The following is a 15455-nucleotide window of genomic DNA, read 5'->3' on the forward strand; positions in this document are numbered from 1 at the left end:
ATGCGCCCCTTTGCTTACAATGACCGTTCTAGAAACTCGAATATTTGTTGACGATATTCATTCTGGAATGACTGGTACGACCCGACATGACCTTCGTTATCAGTCACCCAAAGTTCGACGCGTTCTTGTGCTTCAGCCAATTTTTCACTTTCAGAAACAGGAATCGCATCATCGTCTTTACTGTGGATCAATAAGATAGGAGCCTCAATCAACTTGATATCCTGAATAGGAGATACGACGTCGGCATCGAGACCGGTGAACCAAGGGGTCACAGTCATGATGACGGGCGTGAACGGAACGTTCGGTAAGTCACTCCATACCGGAAGATTTGTCTCGAGATAATTTCGTAAATCACTAAACGGACTGTCGGCGATGACTGCAGCAACTTCGACATCATCAGCTGTAGAGAGTGCTGTCGCCGCTCCCATTGAAATCCCGTACAAGACAACCGGTCCTTTTGAACGACCTTTCGCATATTGGATGGCCGCTTTTAAATCGGATTGTTCTTTAGCGCCGACCGTGACTCGGTCACCCTCTGAAATCCCTGACCCGCGAAAATCGAACGTTAAAAATTGGTATCCTTGTTCATGAAATTCTGGAATCAACTCTTTCAACGGTAAATCTTCCTGTTCACGATTCTTCCCATATCCGTGGGCAAAGACGATGGTCGCACGCGGCGTAGGATGAGGAATCCACCATCCGTATAAGTCATATCCTTCCTCCGATTCGATTGTCACATTCTCATACTTCAAACCAAGTGATTTCGGGGTATATGTCAATGTTTCCCGCTCCGGTGACGTCAACTGATCCCCAATATGAGCCGAGATTCCTCCGATAGCCAAACCGGCAACGAGTAAAATGATGAGTACCGCAATACTCACTAGTTTCATCCAACGATTCATCCGTAACTTCCCCTCGATTCTATTTTCTCTATCTCAACCAGCTACGAAGCGCGATGAGCGCATGTTGGACTGGTTCCCATGTGCTAGACGGAATGAGATAACATGTCGCTTCATGGATAGAAAATGTTCGCACATCCTTTTGTTTGACGATGTTCTCGCCGATTGCGCCAAACGGATCGCTGTTCACATCGACATGTTCAAATGTACGCCACTTTCGCTCCCCTCGTTCTATAACGGCACAACCGAATGATTTGGTCGGGCCATCAATTCCGTACTCGGCATAATGCCAGAGTGTCGTCGCATCGAGCGGAGACCCAAGGTGAAGGATTCGTGCGTTTCGCTCAATCATTCGCTCGATAGGTGAACCTGGACCGAACCCGACATCGATAGTATGACCGGACACGATGGCTTCAGCATCATCGCCCCAGGCGGCAACGGACCACATCGGATGGGAACTACGATATACATTCGGATAGCTTCGGAACAGTTCCGGCACCCGTCCCATGCCACGTGTCGCTGTTTTATCAGCTTCGTACGGAGGCATCTCCGCGCGAATCGTCTGCCACCATTCCACGGGGACAGGTGGCGCTTCCCATTCAGCTGGGTCTGAATTGTCTCCGGTCTGGGTCGCCATCATAATCAACCCAGATGGACCGACCACTTCCTGAATCGCTTCAATGACAGTCTGCGCCCCTCCACATACCCAACCGAGTTTTGAGAGCGACGAATGGACAAACAACGCCTCTCCCGAGCGAACGCCGGCTTCTTTTAACTGTTCAATGAGACTCGACTTCGTCACCATCTGTTTCACAACCATCACTCCACAATCAGCTGGATCGACGACCCGCTTCTAGATTTTTTCACTTCAATCCGTGCATCGACACGGTCTTTCAATTCTTGGACATGACTGATGACGCCGACGAGCCGACCGGTCGCCTGTAAAGACATCAATAATTCAATCGCCTGGTCTAGAGATTCGGCATCGAGCGTACCGAATCCTTCATCGATGAGCATCGTTTCAAGACTGATGCCCCCACTCAACTGTTGAACGACTTCCGCAAGTCCAAGAGCGAGTGACAACGACGCCTTAAACCCTTCACCGCCAGATAAATTTTGTACACGACGCGATTGTCCGGTATAAGCATCAAAGACGAGAAGCTCAAGACCAGATTTGGCATTCCCTTTCGCCGTCTCGACTTTCCGCTCAAGCCGGAACTGACCGCTCGTCATCTGATCCAAATGAATGTTGGCCGCATGAAGGATCTGATCAAAAAAGGCGGTTTGAACATATGTCTCAAACGTCATTTTCTGTGGGTTGATTCCCTTCCCCGTATCCGCAATCAATTTGATTGTCTCTAATTTCTGCTCTTCTTGCGCCGTCTGTTCGCGAAGGGTATTCCATTCCGAGATGACGTGTCTATGTCGAGACAAGGCATCTTGGGCTGTGATCAGCTGTTTCGACGCCTGCTCACTGCATTCAGCCACTTCCTTCACTTTCATCTTCATCTCGTGCAGGTCTGGTCGCTCCTGATTCTTCAGTTTTTCTTCAATCATCTGTTTATGGTGTCGGAGTCGAACACCTTCTTCCTCCTCACGTTGCAACTGTTCACGAATCATTGTCCGCTTGTCGATTTGATTGGCGTATGATTCATAGCGTTCACGCGTCAGATGTGATGCTTCTAGCTGATTGACCCAGATGGTCTGCTGGGCATCATACTGCTTCGATGCTTCAGACAACTGTTCACGGATCAATGACAGTCGTTCTTCCTCTTTCCAAAGTGCTTTTTTCATCGTCTCAAACTCGTGGTCGTACGCCTCGACTTGTTTCATCAACATCGCGATGCGCTGCTCAAGGTCGGCTCGCTCGCGCTGCAACGCATCGAATGTCGTTTCTTCACTTTGGCCGAGTGCGTGGAGACTTTGTTGCGTCGCCTCAAGTTCGGATACGACACGCTCCCGCTCTTCGAACTGTTGACGTCGCTCTTGCTCTAACTGTCGGATTTCTGCTGACAGTTGGCGAAGTGTCCGTTCATTCTCTTGACGCATTCGTTCTTCCCGTTGCAATAGCTCTGCACGTGTTCGCCACTTATTGAGTTCTTCTGTGATATCGCCATTGAATTGAATGTCTTTGGAAGCTTGCTCTAGTTCTTGTCGGACTGCTTCAAGTTGTTGATGAAGCGAACGATAGTCCGCCCTCGCTTCGATTAAGCGTGTGGACAAATCATCAAGACGGGCCACGGCCGCATCCCGCTCCGCGATGTTCGTAGCGGTTTCTTCGTGTTGTGGGATATCATGATGACGAGAACCACATACCGGGCATGGCTCACCGTCTACAAGCGTCTCACTCAATTGTCTCGCTAGTAGTAACTGTTCTTGCTTTGTAAACGTGGCGACCACTTCTTGTTGGGTCACGTACTGTCGTTGAACGTCTTTGCCCGTTCGTTCACATTCGTCGAGTTGTTTTGATAACTCACTCGCTTTTGTTTCAAGAGAGGCCAGATGCACCAATCGGTCGACATGACGTTCGGCATCGACTGCTCGTTCGCTAGGTTCAGACTTTACGTTCTCGACCAATTGTCGTTCTTTTTCTTGAAGTTCTTGTAACCGAGATTCTTTTGAAAACGTGACCAATTCTTTTGCACGATTCATCAATCGGTCACGAAGGGTCACGAGTGTGGCGCGTTCCTTGATTCTTGGCATCATCTCATCGACAATCCGTAGTCGCTCTTTACGAGAGATCACTTCTTCTTTGTCCTTTTCAATCGTTGGTTGTTGCTCCACTAACTTCGATTGGGTGGATTGCAAGTGCTCTAATTTTGTCGAGGAGGTCTGTTCTTCCATCGTCAACCGACGCACGAGTTGCTCTAGTTCCTGTAACCGTTCAAAGACTGGACGAATGTTGGCTGCGACCTCTAAATTTGTTAGCAGTTCACGTGTCTTATTTCGAATCGACTCACCGTTTAAAAAGATTGCAAGTGCTCGATCGGTTTCTTCTCGCTCCTGAAATAGGGTGATGAGCGCTTTTGCTTTCTCAAGCGCTTCTCTTGCCTCTTCCAGTGCTGTCGCATACGTTTGTTTCTGGGCTAAGGCCGTTTCACACGTTGCAATCAGATGTTCTTCACGCTCATCGAGCCAACGTTGAATCTCGTCGATTGACTGGGTCGACACCTCTTCGATTGCTTCATCTTCGAGCTCTAATAACTTGAGTCGCGTCCGCTCGACCGCCCATTCCACTTGTTTGCGATAGGTACTATAGCGTTCGCCCCACTTTTCCTGGAACGTACGATATGCCTCTGTTTTGAAAATGGATTGGAGAATTTGTTGTTTTTCATTCGAGTTCGAATCAAGTAATTGTCTAAATTGGTTTTGAGGGAGCAACAAGATTTGACTGAACTGTTCATACGATAATTGTAAAATCGATTCGATTCGTTCTTGTACCTCGTTCACCTTCGTCGCCAGCGGCTTCCAACCGTCCTCCCATTCATAGAGGATGGCCTCGTGGGGAATTGGCGTCTTATTTTTCGGATGAGGTTGTTGCGGCTGTCTTACGATCCGATAGCGGTCACCTCGAATCGTGAACGAAAAATCTACTTCCGTCTTCAACTCAGGTTGTGCATACTGGCTTCTGAAGTCACTAGCATTTCGAAGCGACCCACTCGCCCGGCCATAAAGGGCGAACGTCATCGCATCAAAAATGGTCGTCTTCCCGGCGCCCGTCCGACCGCTGACGACAAACATCGAGCGACCAACCAACTGGGTGAAGTCAATCGTTTCACGTTCTGCATACGGTCCAAATGCTTGAATCATCAATTCAACCGGTCTCATTAGACATCACCTTCTTCTATCATTTGCTTCACGGCATCTGAGGCAGTGCGATCATGCACGGCCTCAAAAAATTGGAGATATACCTCTTCTACTGACTGTCTTTCGAGCGTCTCGCGTTCAAACGTGGATGTCTGCTCCTGGCGACGTAACAGTTCCAATTCAAGATGAAGGATATTCGGATAGACAGTCCGAAGTTTCGCCATCGGATCATGAAGCGCCGTATCATCGGTCAATACAATTTTAAGGTAATCATCTGTCTTTTCTTGCTGATAATAAGTTGGGGTAAGGAGTTCGTTCAATGTTCCGGTGAGTTGTCGCATATCCCGCTCTGGTGTCAAGGCACGGCGACGACGTGTCCATTGACCGTTCCATTCCAGAACGTCGACGGATTTTTCATGATTGACCTCGGAAAACGAATATTTCATGAGCGACCCACTATATGCAATTCTTTCTGATTGAATCGCATCACGATTATGTAAATGACCTAATGCCGTATACGAAAAAGGCTCATATAACCCTTTGGCGACCTGTCCTGCCGTGCCAACAGATAGTTGACGTTCTGAATCCGTCTCCAGTCCGCCCGCTACAAAACTGTGGCCAATCGTCACGGCATCTTTTTCGATCATACCGAAAGCTTCAATGACCGCCTCCAGTGCATCATGATGCGTTCGAATCGAGTCGATACCGAGGATATGCCGTACACGAGCCGGCTCAAGGAATGGAATCGGATAAAATGGGACTCCTGCTACATCAAGGGGACCAGATGTCGGGTCGAGCTTCCCGACGATGTGAAGTCCTACTTGTCTCAATAACTTCGAACTATATTCGAGACGTTCTGCCGAATCATGGTTTCCGGCGATGGCTACGACTGGTATTCCGCGGTTCAAGACGAGCTCTCGCCACATCTCATCGAGTAAATCGACCGCCTCGACGGGAGGGACGGCTCGGTCATATAAATCCCCTGCGATGATGACCGCATCGGGTCGTTCCTCATCTACGATTTGTAAAAAAGAATGGAATAAGATATTCCGTTGATCTTCTGTCATATGTCGACCGTGGACGATCTTACCTAGATGCCAATCGGCCGTGTGAATCCATTTCATCACGTATCACCTCTCTTTCCTATTCTAGCATGAGTCATTCGTATGATTCGACGTCTTGACACCCGTTTTTGAAACAGCGAAAGTAAGAGGAGAGGAGGACTTCCAAAATGAAATCATCAACATGGCAAACTTTTTTTCAATTATTCAAAATCGCGAATCCTCCGAAAAATCTATTTGTCGGAGCCATTCTGATCTCGCTCCTTCAAGCCGTCGCCTCACTGGCCATTCCGCTCATCTTGCAGCGTGTGGTCGACCGGTGGAGCAGCGACTTATTGACACCTGAATGGATCATCTATTTCGTCATCGCATTTTTGATTCAGGTCATCACGAGTGCCGTTTCGATTTATTGGTTACATATTGTGGGGCAACGGGTCGTTGCCAATTTACGCACGACCTTGTGGGACCATCTCGTCAAACTGCCGATTCCATTCTATGACGGCATCAAGTCGGGGGAACTGGTGTCTCGGTTGAACAATGATACGACGACGCTTCAACAGTTGTTATCCGAACAAAGTGTCAGGTTGTTGACCTCTCTCGTCTCGGTCATCGGCGCCGTCGCCATCTTGTTCACACTCGATTGGCAAATGACACTCGTCATCTTGTTCTCTGTTCCGACCACACTCATCATTGTCATACCGCTCGGAAGAAAGCTACGTATCATCGCAAAAGAGACACAACAAGAACTCGGAAGTCTTTCCGGCTTCTTCGCCGAACTGCTCGGTGAGATTCGACTTGTCAAATCACAAGCGACGGAACAGATGGAAGTGAGTACCGGCAAAGCAAAAATCGAGACACTTTTCGATTACGGGGTGAAAGAAGGACGAATTCAAGCGATCCTCATCCCCCTTCTCAATGTGACCTTGACCGGGATGTTAATTGCCATCCTCGGGTTTGGCGCATATCGCGTCTCGACCGGAGCTTTATCAACGGGCGAACTACTCGCCTTCATGCTCTATCTCTTCCAAATCATCACGCCCCTCATCACGATGAGTGAATTCTTGACGAGACTTCAAAAGGCGCGTGGAGCTACGGAACGGATTGCTGAATTGCTCGAAGTCAGTCCCGAACCATACAGCACACATGAAGAAACGATTCATCAGACAGCACTCTCATTCGAAGACGTTGCTTTTCATTATGGCACTGAACCCGTCATCCAAGGATTGACACTTCAAGTTTCACCAGGGGCGACAACCGCCATCGTAGGACGTAGTGGTGCCGGGAAAACGACACTTTTCTCACTTGTCGAACAGTTCTACACACCGACGGCAGGGACGATTCGATATGGAAATCGAGAGATTCAAACATACGGGCGTGACACATGGCGTCAAATCATCGGGTATGTCGCTCAAGATTCACCCGTCCTTTCGGGATCTGTACGGACAAACATTGTGTACGGACTTCGACATGAAGCGAGCGATGATGAAATCAAAGAAGCCTGTGAGATGGCCAACGCATGGTCGTTTATTGAAACGATGCCAGAACAGCTCGATACGGAGATTGGTGAGCGAGGTATCCGTTTGTCTGGTGGGCAGCGCCAACGACTTGCTATCGCGCGAGCATTGTTACGAAATCCACAGATTTTATTGCTCGACGAGGCAACATCAAGTCTAGATTCTGAATCAGAACGCGTGGTCCAAGAAGCGTTAGACCGCCTGATGGTCGGACGAACGACACTTGTGATTGCCCATCGACTCTCGACTGTCAGACATGCTGACCAGATTGTCGTCTTAGAAGACGGACAAATCAGCGGAATCGGGAAACATGAGCAACTTTTAACAGAGAACGCACTATATCAACGACTCGTTTCACAACAATTATTAGGGGGACAAGCCACATGAAAACAATCGGATTTATCGGGCTCGGGGTCATGGGCCAATCGATGGTACGTAATTTGATGAAACACGGATTTGAAGTACAAGCATATACAAGAACGAAAGAGAAAGCAGCCGCATTGTTAGAGGAAGGTGTGACATGGTGTGATGCGGTACAGGACGTTTGCCGAGACGCCGATGCCGTCATCACTATCGTCGGCTATCCGTCCGATGTCGAATCCATCTATTTTGGTGAAGGAAACATTCTTGATTCGGCAGAACCAGGTACATTATTAATCGACATGACGACGTCCTCACCGAAACTGGCTGAACGAATTGCCGAGACAGCCATTGAGCGGAGTCTCCTCCCACTTGACGCACCAGTCACAGGAGGCGATGTCGGCGCCAAAAATGGAACGCTTTCGATTTTAGTCGGTGGGGGTGAATTCGCCTTCAATAAAGCGAAGCCTTTATTTGAAGCGATGGGACAATCGATAGAACGAATGGGATACGCAGGAAGCGGTCAATATGCGAAACTTGCCAATCAAATCGCCATTGCCGGAATCATGATGGGGAATGCCGAAATGTTAGCGTTCAGTAAACGAGCTGGAATTGACCCAGAGGCACTCGTTCGTACGATTCGTGGTGGGGCAGCAGGTAGCTGGACGCTTGAAAACTTGGTTCCACGCATGATTGTCGAAGATTATGCACCTGGCTTCTTCATCAAACACTTTATCAAAGACATGACACTCGCTATCGAGAGCGCACACGAGCTAGAAGTGACATTACCAGGTCTCGAGCTCGCACATCGCCTCTATTCAATTCTTGAAAAGAATGGATACGGAGAGAATGGCACGCAAGCACTGATCGAGTATTATCTTCATCAAGACGTTTGAAACCGGATGTTTGTGGAATTAGTAGGAGTGAAGGAGGCGATTTTCGTGCCATGGAATATGAAAGACTATCCAGAATCACTGAAAAACTTCGATCCACTTGTAAAAAAGAAAGCCATTGATATCGCGAACGCATTACTTGCGCAAGGCTACTCTGAGACGAAAGCGATCCCCATTGCCACCGAGCAAGCAAAAAAGTGGCATGCGGATGCGTCGGAAGAGGAAAAACAAGATTTTGAAGACGCCCCAAACCCCAAAAAGTCAGATCAGCACGGAACATAAAACAACCGGTCGGGTTATCCGACCGGTTGTTTTGCTTGATAGGAGGCATTTAACTCTAAATAGAGTCCAGAAATCGCCGTTTGAAGATATGGTGTGACAAAGATATAAGCTAAGCCTCCAGTAAGAAGGACGAGCGCATACCATCCGATAAAACTCGCATAGAGCTTTAACATCGTCTGTTTGTGCCCTTTCATCATTTGGCGGCTTTTTCGCATCGCCTTGAATGCAGATAGGTCCGGCTCATCTCGCATGATAAATGGCGCGATGCGATACGTCAAATAGAACCAGACACCAGGTACAATCAGGAAAAGCATCAGAACGTTTAGACCTAAATAGAATACCGCATAATAGACCACGGCACGTGAATAGTCTTTAAGTGACCCGAACGATTCAATCAACAATCCGAACGTTGGCTTTTCATCTTTCGCCACCTGGAGAAACACCCAATTTTTCCCGAGCTCGATAGGTGCGAGCAGAACCGTCGCCCCGTAAAGAAGCGCCACCGATGTCAAAAGAACTTCGGGGTCGTTCGCCGAGAGATCAAGTCGGGTCGTGATCATCGCTTGAATGACCATGACAGTTAAGACGACGAGTAATGATATGCCCCACTTCCCTGATAGCATGCGTAGCGCATATTGTTTGTAAACGGAAGATTGCATGAATTCACCTACATTTATTGTTTTCTCTCATTATAGCAAAAAAACAGTCTTCCGACTGTTTTCCGCATTGGCTCATCCAAGAAGTTGTTTGAACTTCACTTCATCGAGCTGTCCATTCGTTCGTACGCCATTTCCTATGTGTACCATCGCTACGTCAAGACGTTCTCGAAGAATCGGTAACGTTTCCACCGTGATCCCTGCACCAGGTAAAAGTGTCATCTCGGCCTGTTCCTTCAAAGCTATCAAGGTTTCGATTCCTTCTAGTACAGTTTTGGCACCGCCTGAAGTAAGGAGAATATCTACTTCCGGATATTCATTCAACACATCCATCGCTTCAAAGACATCACGTGATGCATCAAAAGCACGGTGGAACGTGAGCGTCATTTCCCCTTTGTGCTTGATCACTTCTCCTAAGATCCGCTCGTCAATCGCGCCATCCTGTGTCAATGCACCGAATACGATTCCATCGACACCTAGCTCACGGCATAGACCGATATCCGCAAGCATAGTCTCGACATCATCCTCATTGAAATGGAACGAATGTGTATGGGGTCTTATCATCACATGCACCGGAATCGACACATGTTCGACCACATTTCGAATCGTTCCAAAACTTGGTGTGATGCCCCCGTTTTCCATATCCGCAATCAGTTCGAGTCGTTTCGCACCGAGTTGCTCAGCCTGAATAGCTTCCGTTAGTGTAGTGACAATCACTTCTACATTCATTAAATCGCTCCCTTCACGGTGCGAACTTCCAGTCCACACCATGTTCGGCTAAGACGCCTTTGAAATCTTGAGGCTCAGGAAAATCAGAGATAATCGCCGTCACCTTCGAAAAATCACAGACGCGATACCGTTTTTGTTGATTTAGTTGGGTATGGTCCGTCAGTAAGAACGTCTCGCGACTTTGTGACATCACCGACTGGGTGATACTGGCGAGGCCGAAAGCATCACATGTTAAACCTAGTGATGCGTCGACCCCTTCGACGGACAAAATGGCAAGGTCGAACATGTATGTCTGTAGTTGCGCCAGGACCTGCTCACCTGTCGTCACGAGATGTTTCGGGTCGATTGTACCACCTAATAGCTGAATTTCGCCACCAAGCACACCTTTCGCCCGCTGTTCAAACAACGCCTTCGCCACCGTCAACGATGGCGTCACGACCGTCACATTGCGACCACGTAACCGAGAAGCCACTTGCTCTGCCGCGACCCCGTGTCCGATATATAATAATGTATCATCTGGAATCAACTGAAATGCGGTATAGGCGATCCGACGAATTCCATCCATGTTTGCAATCACGATAGGCTGAAAGGACATGCTCTGATGAAGGACCGCTCCCCCGTATACACGTTTGATTCGATGTTCTTTTTCTAATTCTTCTAAATAACGGCGAATCGATTCCCCCGATACGTTCAAACGCTCGATCAACTCGCTTGTTTTTACTTTGCCTTCTCGTTCGATCCATTCTACAATTTTCTGTTTACGCTCTTCGCCGATTAAAGACACGTCCCTGCCTCCTCCACAATAATCTTTCCTTTTCTAGTGTAACGAACGCATGTAAATTTAACGTAAATTGAAAGTAAAGAACGAGCAAATCCAACATGTTTTTGTTTCTTTTTTGTGTAAATCAACGACAATACACAAAAAAAGGCACGCCCTTCACGGACGTACCTGCATGAGTCATGATTTCGGCTTGTGTTGAAACAGCGGAACTTTTGGTTCTTTTCCAGCACGTATACGTTGCCAATTGGTACGATGCTTAATAATAATGAACAATGCGAGTGGCACGATGACGATCAGGGGTAACCAATCTTTCGTCACGATGCTATAAGTCGTTGCCGTCACAAGTCCTACCACGGCGGCAGCCATCGAGGAGAGGGATACCATGCGCGAGGTGAGGAGAGTCACGATGAATATACCGACGACGACAAAGAAGAACCATGGGAAGGCTGCCAACAAAACACCACCGCTCGTCGCAACCGATTTTCCACCTTTGAATTTCGCAAAGACAGGATAAGAGTGTCCAATCACTGCCGGAATCCCGGCAAGAAGCAGGCTCATCTCGCTTCCGAACAGTAGAGGCAGCAATGCAGCGACAAGACCTTTCCCCATGTCACCGAGTAAGACGAGGATTCCTGCCTTCTTTCCTAATACACGAAACGTGTTCGTCGTTCCCAGATTGCCGCTCCCATGTTCTCGAACGTCTACGCGATAGCCGAGCTTGCCGATGATGAGGGCAAACGGAATGGCACCAAGTAAATAACTTAAAATAATAATCATGATTTCTGTCACATATGGCATCGCAATTCCCCTTATTTCACAAATTCCGCAATATAGCGATCATATGGCTGATTCAATGCATGTACCTGTTTCGCATGCTCAATACCGATATAGCGTAAGTGCCATGGTTCGTACATATATCCGGTTTCTTCCTCAAAGGCTTTTTGGTAACGGATGATAAATCCATACTCGTGAGCATGATTTGCCAGCCATTTTCCTTCAACCGTTTCACCGAGACTTTGAGTCAGTTGATAGTTGACCGAGGCGCTCGATACGTCAATCGCAAGTCCTGTTTGATGTTCAGAATGACCTGGTGGTGCGGAATATTTCATGGCTTGCTCTTTGCCATCTCGTTCGACATAAGCATTGAAGAGATTGACTTGATAGGCGTATGAACGGAACGCACTCGTCCCTTTCAAATCAATTCCTGCTGCTTTTGCACCTTTCATTAGACCTTCAATCGCCTGAGCAGCTTCTTTACGTAACATTCGACGTTCACCGACTGTCGAGTCGACAAAATCAATGTTCGCCTCTACCAAATCACTCGGCTGGTAGTCGGCGGGTAATGCAATTTTCTTGTTTACAAGAATCAATTCATCTAATTCCAAATTGGCCACACCATCCGTTTCAATCGGTTGACTAGGTGCCACAGGTTCTTCCTCTACTGGTTCGGTCGGCTGTTCAGACTCGTCCGACGTCTCCTCCTCAGAAGGTGACTCGGTGACTGTCTCATCTTCACGATCCGAAGTCGGTTCATTTGGTTCTGTCTCTGGTTCATCTACTGTTGATGACTGTGTTGTTGGTTCTTTCGGTTCAACTTGCTCGTTTGTCGTACAACCGGCTAACATGAACGTCAAGGCGCCGCAAACCATCAAAATCGATGGATAACGCATGCGATCTTCCCCTTTCTAGATAACAAAAAGTACCGTCAAGATATGATACCACACTGACGGTACGAAGACAGAAGATTCTTAAACAGGGTTCATGACGTTCAAATACATTTCATGCCATTTCGGGAACTCTCGATCAAGTCGAATCGGTTTGAAGTCGCCTCGTTTGACGACGACATGCGTTGTAGTGGCTGTGCCAACAAGTTCTCCATGTTGATTCGTCAACTCATAGCCGTAAATCGTTCTGATTTTTGAATATTGATCGACCCATACACGAACATGAACCGTATCACCATACGTCACGCTACGCTTATAGTCCATGGATACATTTGTCACAGGAGAGACAAATCCCGCTTCTTCCATATCTTTATACTCGACACCTAGTTGTCGTAACAATTCCGTGCGCGCAATCTCTAAATAAACTAAATAATTGGCATGATAGACGATGCCCATCATGTCCGTCTCTTGATACCTTACTGGGATTTGAACCGTGTGCATTGAATCATCCTTCTTTCCTAAGAAAAGTATATTATAACTTACTCTTAATATCTACTACTAATAATTGCTGGAGTGACACATTCTCATCCTCCGTCGACACTAAACGATAGGACTGACGAGCAATCGATTCATCGATAACAGATAGAGCGGTGCGCGCGTTCGCATGTTTGATGTCATGTAAGCGAGTAGCTAATGCTTCAAGCGCATTTCCCTCCATCACATATCCGAACTGACTTGCATAATTTTTCGCGATGTCCACTAACTGTTCTTGAGTATAGTCATCAAAATGAATCGTCCGTTTCATTCGGCTACTAAGACCAGGGTTGGATTCAATTAATCGGCGCATCGGACCTTCGTAACCGGCAAGGACGACGACAAGATTCTCGCCATGTTTCGGCATTTCGTCAACGAGTGTATCGATTGCCTCCCGGCCATAGTCGTTCGCCCCGCCGTTCAAACTATAGGCCTCGTCAATTAGTAAGACGCCGCCAAGTGCGTCACGGATCGCCGCTTTCGTTTTTTGAGCTGTCTGTCCCACATAGCCACTAACTAAATCTGCACGACTGACGACATTGACATGGCCTCGCTTCAAATAACCTGTCCGTTTCAACATCTGTGCATACAGATAGGCAAATGTCGTTTTACCGGTACCGCTGTTTCCGGTAAGTGTCACATGGAGCTGGACCGGCGCCGTCTTCAAACCGAGCGCTTTTCGTTTCTTCTGTATCTTGATGAGCGCTTCAATTTCAGCCAGTTGTGCTTTTGCATCTTCCATGCCGACAAGGTCATCTAACGATGTCGGACTCGATTCATCATCTGGCTGATCAAAGTCTTCTTCAGTCAAGAGCGCCATTTCGTCTAGCGGAGCATCTGCACCGAATCGGGAACCCTTCTTAAACATCGCATCAAGTAAAATGTTATGGACAGTCCGGGCATTTCCGAACGTCGAGTCGACCCGTTCTCTGTCGATTCGAGCAAGAAGTGATCGTTTCGCCTCTTCCGTCAGCACGTAATTGTTTTCTTGTGCCACTTTCTCACCGATGGCGACCAGTTCTTCGTCACGGTAGTTCGGTAACTCGTAGTGATTCGACTCAGGGAATCGTGAACGTAAACCGGGGTTCGCCAAGAGGAAATGACGCATTTCTTCTGGATAGCCAGCTAGAATGACGACGAACTTGCCAGCATATTCGCCACTCGTCATCGCGGCGACGAGTGTATCGATGGCCGCTTGTCCGTAATCACTGCCACTCGCATCCTGACGCTTCAATGCGTATGCTTCATCGATGAATAAGACACCACCTTCTGCCTCTTTCACCTTGTTCATTACCTGCTCTTCCGTTTGCCCAACATAGGCACCGACAAGGCTCGAACGGTCAGCCTCGACAAGGTCCGGGCGTCCTAATAAGCCGAGTTCAAAGTAAATCTCGGCCATGAGTCTTGCTAATGTCGTCTTCCCGGTTCCTGGATTCCCTGTAAAGACGAGATGAAGGGATGGTTGATGTTTTGAAGAAAAACCGGCCTTTTCTCGTTCTTTTTGGAAAAGGAGGAAGCGATACCACGCTTTTACACGCGCTTTGATGTCATCGAGCCCAATCATGTCTTCAAGTGATTCAATCGCACTTGAACGTGCCTCGGTCGGACGGTCTGGTAGTAGCTCACAAATCGTGTGTAGCCGTTCTTTCACAAGGGCAACGCGCTCCCCGAATCGATGAAACGCTTCACGACTGAAATAGTTCCCTTGCATCGATGCGAGCAAGGAGGCGGTATCATCTTCAAGAGATGCGACCTCTTGCATCGCTTCGATGATCGCTTCAAACAGGTTTTCCAATTGTCCGCGCCATTCAGAATCACGTAAATCAGACTTCGCAGTCTCCACCTCATCATGGAGTTGGTCAAGTTGATCGAGCAACGCTGACGTTTTTGACTCGTACTCTGTTAAGATTTGAACCTTCATCGAGGCGTAATCGGCCTCTCGTAAGGTTGGCCAGTCGATTTGAAGCGCCTGTTTCGAACGACGCAACTGCTCATTCAGTTGAAACAGACGAAGCTCTGGAGGAAGTGCGTTCATCGCCTCCAACTCTTTTACCCAGCGGTTGAGTAACGGGTCCATCGTTTCCTTTTGTTTGAGCCGATGTGTTGCGAGCAGCCGCAAGGAACGAATTAATTCTTCTTGGTGCTGAGTCGCACGAGACCAATGTGCGTAAGATAACAAAGCCGCCTCGTTTACTTTTTCTCCAGCTTCCCAGTTCGTCAAGTCCGTTTGAACTTGTTCCACTTGAATTTGTTTCATCTTGTTCTCCCTTTCAGA

14 protein-coding genes are annotated in these 15455 nt (G+C 47.9%); 3 read left to right on the top strand and 11 right to left on the bottom strand.

Going from position 1 to position 15455, the window contains the following annotated elements; all coding sequences use genetic code 11:
* Window positions 1–14: 14 nt before the first annotated feature.
* Genes KNO65_RS01190 through KNO65_RS01205 form a run of 4 tightly spaced genes read right to left on the bottom strand, consistent with a single transcriptional unit; the run spans window position 15 to window position 5830 of the window.
* Complete coding sequence (locus KNO65_RS01190; RefSeq protein WP_214781307.1) at window positions 15–902, bottom strand: alpha/beta hydrolase; 888 nt, start codon at window positions 900–902, stop codon at window positions 15–17.
* Window positions 903–930: 28 nt separating this feature from the next.
* Entirely contained in the window at window positions 931–1719 is a 789-nt protein-coding gene (locus KNO65_RS01195) for an AAC(3) family N-acetyltransferase (protein ID WP_214781309.1), read from the bottom strand.
* Window positions 1719–4727: an AAA family ATPase gene (locus KNO65_RS01200; RefSeq protein WP_214781312.1), complete on the bottom strand. Its 3009-nt coding sequence runs from the start codon at window positions 4725–4727 to the stop codon at window positions 1719–1721. Before KNO65_RS01200 ends, KNO65_RS01195 begins: the two co-directional genes overlap by 1 nt.
* Window positions 4727–5830 (bottom strand): exonuclease SbcCD subunit D, encoded by a 1104-nt coding sequence (locus KNO65_RS01205; protein ID WP_214781314.1) that lies wholly within the window; start codon window positions 5828–5830, stop codon window positions 4727–4729. The genes KNO65_RS01200 and KNO65_RS01205 overlap by 1 nt, the downstream gene beginning before the upstream one ends.
* A 107-nt stretch (window positions 5831–5937) precedes the next feature.
* Here KNO65_RS01205 and KNO65_RS01210 point away from each other — a divergent pair, with 107 nt between their 5' ends.
* From KNO65_RS01210 to KNO65_RS01220, 3 genes are read left to right on the top strand one after another with little or no spacing between them, the layout of a single operon-like run.
* Window positions 5938–7668: an ABC transporter ATP-binding protein gene (locus KNO65_RS01210; protein ID WP_214781316.1), complete on the top strand. Its 1731-nt coding sequence runs from the start codon at window positions 5938–5940 to the stop codon at window positions 7666–7668.
* Entirely contained in the window at window positions 7665–8537 is an 873-nt protein-coding gene (locus KNO65_RS01215; RefSeq protein ID WP_214781318.1) for an NAD(P)-dependent oxidoreductase, read from the top strand. The genes KNO65_RS01210 and KNO65_RS01215 overlap by 4 nt, the downstream gene beginning before the upstream one ends.
* A gap of 45 nt (window positions 8538–8582) precedes the next feature.
* Window positions 8583–8816, top strand: a complete 234-nt coding sequence (locus KNO65_RS01220; protein WP_012726433.1) for a DUF2188 domain-containing protein — start codon at window positions 8583–8585, stop codon at window positions 8814–8816.
* 14 nt (window positions 8817–8830) lie between these two features.
* On the opposite strand, the gene KNO65_RS01225 is transcribed toward KNO65_RS01220, so the two are convergent.
* The 7 genes from KNO65_RS01225 to KNO65_RS01255 all read right to left on the bottom strand — a co-directional run bounded on the left by KNO65_RS01225 (window position 8831) and on the right by KNO65_RS01255 (window position 15437).
* A complete protein-coding gene (locus KNO65_RS01225) occupies window positions 8831–9475 on the bottom strand; it encodes a DUF975 family protein (protein WP_214781320.1) in 645 nt (214 codons plus the stop codon).
* Between the two features lie 72 nt (window positions 9476–9547).
* The gene (locus tag KNO65_RS01230) at window positions 9548–10201 is read right to left on the bottom strand and encodes a copper homeostasis protein CutC (protein WP_214781322.1); all 654 of its coding nucleotides are present in this window, start codon (window positions 10199–10201) and stop codon (window positions 9548–9550) included.
* A 13-nt stretch (window positions 10202–10214) separates the two neighbouring features.
* Window positions 10215–10985, bottom strand: a complete 771-nt coding sequence (locus KNO65_RS01235; RefSeq protein ID WP_012726436.1) for a DeoR/GlpR family DNA-binding transcription regulator — start codon at window positions 10983–10985, stop codon at window positions 10215–10217.
* A 174-nt stretch (window positions 10986–11159) separates the two neighbouring features.
* Window positions 11160–11780, bottom strand: coding sequence for a glycerol-3-phosphate 1-O-acyltransferase PlsY (gene plsY, locus KNO65_RS01240; RefSeq protein ID WP_214781324.1), 621 nt, complete (start codon window positions 11778–11780; stop codon window positions 11160–11162).
* 11 nt (window positions 11781–11791) lie between these two features.
* Window positions 11792–12652: a M15 family metallopeptidase gene (locus tag KNO65_RS01245; protein WP_214781327.1), complete on the bottom strand. Its 861-nt coding sequence runs from the start codon at window positions 12650–12652 to the stop codon at window positions 11792–11794.
* Between the two features lie 78 nt (window positions 12653–12730).
* Complete coding sequence (locus tag KNO65_RS01250) at window positions 12731–13147, bottom strand: acyl-CoA thioesterase (RefSeq protein WP_012726439.1); 417 nt, start codon at window positions 13145–13147, stop codon at window positions 12731–12733.
* Between the two features lie 31 nt (window positions 13148–13178).
* A complete protein-coding gene (locus tag KNO65_RS01255) occupies window positions 13179–15437 on the bottom strand; it encodes an AAA family ATPase (protein ID WP_214781329.1) in 2259 nt (752 codons plus the stop codon).
* Window positions 15438–15455 lie beyond the last annotated feature (18 nt).

Origin of the sequence: Exiguobacterium sp. S3 (assembly GCF_018617295.1) — a bacterium.
GTDB classification, from domain to species: Bacteria; Bacillota; Bacilli; order Exiguobacteriales; family Exiguobacteriaceae; genus Exiguobacterium; species Exiguobacterium profundum.

What these genes read in the sequence shown, in the direction of transcription:
- KNO65_RS01190 (WP_214781307.1), bottom strand. Translation starts at nt 902, where the DNA reads ATGAATCGTTGGATGAAACTAGTGAGTATTGCGGTACTCATCATTTTA.
- KNO65_RS01195 (WP_214781309.1), bottom strand. Translation starts at nt 1,719, where the DNA reads ATGGTTGTGAAACAGATGGTGACGAAGTCGAGTCTCATTGAACAGTTA.
- KNO65_RS01200 (WP_214781312.1), bottom strand. Translation starts at nt 4,727, where the DNA reads ATGAGACCGGTTGAATTGATGATTCAAGCATTTGGACCGTATGCAGAA.
- KNO65_RS01205 (WP_214781314.1), bottom strand. Translation starts at nt 5,830, where the DNA reads ATGAAATGGATTCACACGGCCGATTGGCATCTAGGTAAGATCGTCCAC.
- KNO65_RS01210 (WP_214781316.1), top strand. Translation starts at nt 5,938, where the DNA reads ATGAAATCATCAACATGGCAAACTTTTTTTCAATTATTCAAAATCGCG.
- KNO65_RS01215 (WP_214781318.1), top strand. Translation starts at nt 7,665, where the DNA reads ATGAAAACAATCGGATTTATCGGGCTCGGGGTCATGGGCCAATCGATG.
- KNO65_RS01225 (WP_214781320.1), bottom strand. Translation starts at nt 9,475, where the DNA reads ATGCAATCTTCCGTTTACAAACAATATGCGCTACGCATGCTATCAGGG.
- KNO65_RS01230 (WP_214781322.1), bottom strand. Translation starts at nt 10,201, where the DNA reads ATGAATGTAGAAGTGATTGTCACTACACTAACGGAAGCTATTCAGGCT.
- plsY (WP_214781324.1), bottom strand. Translation starts at nt 11,780, where the DNA reads ATGCCATATGTGACAGAAATCATGATTATTATTTTAAGTTATTTACTT.
- KNO65_RS01245 (WP_214781327.1), bottom strand. Translation starts at nt 12,652, where the DNA reads ATGCGTTATCCATCGATTTTGATGGTTTGCGGCGCCTTGACGTTCATG.
- KNO65_RS01250 (WP_012726439.1), bottom strand. Translation starts at nt 13,147, where the DNA reads ATGCACACGGTTCAAATCCCAGTAAGGTATCAAGAGACGGACATGATG.
- KNO65_RS01255 (WP_214781329.1), bottom strand. Translation starts at nt 15,437, where the DNA reads ATGAAACAAATTCAAGTGGAACAAGTTCAAACGGACTTGACGAACTGG.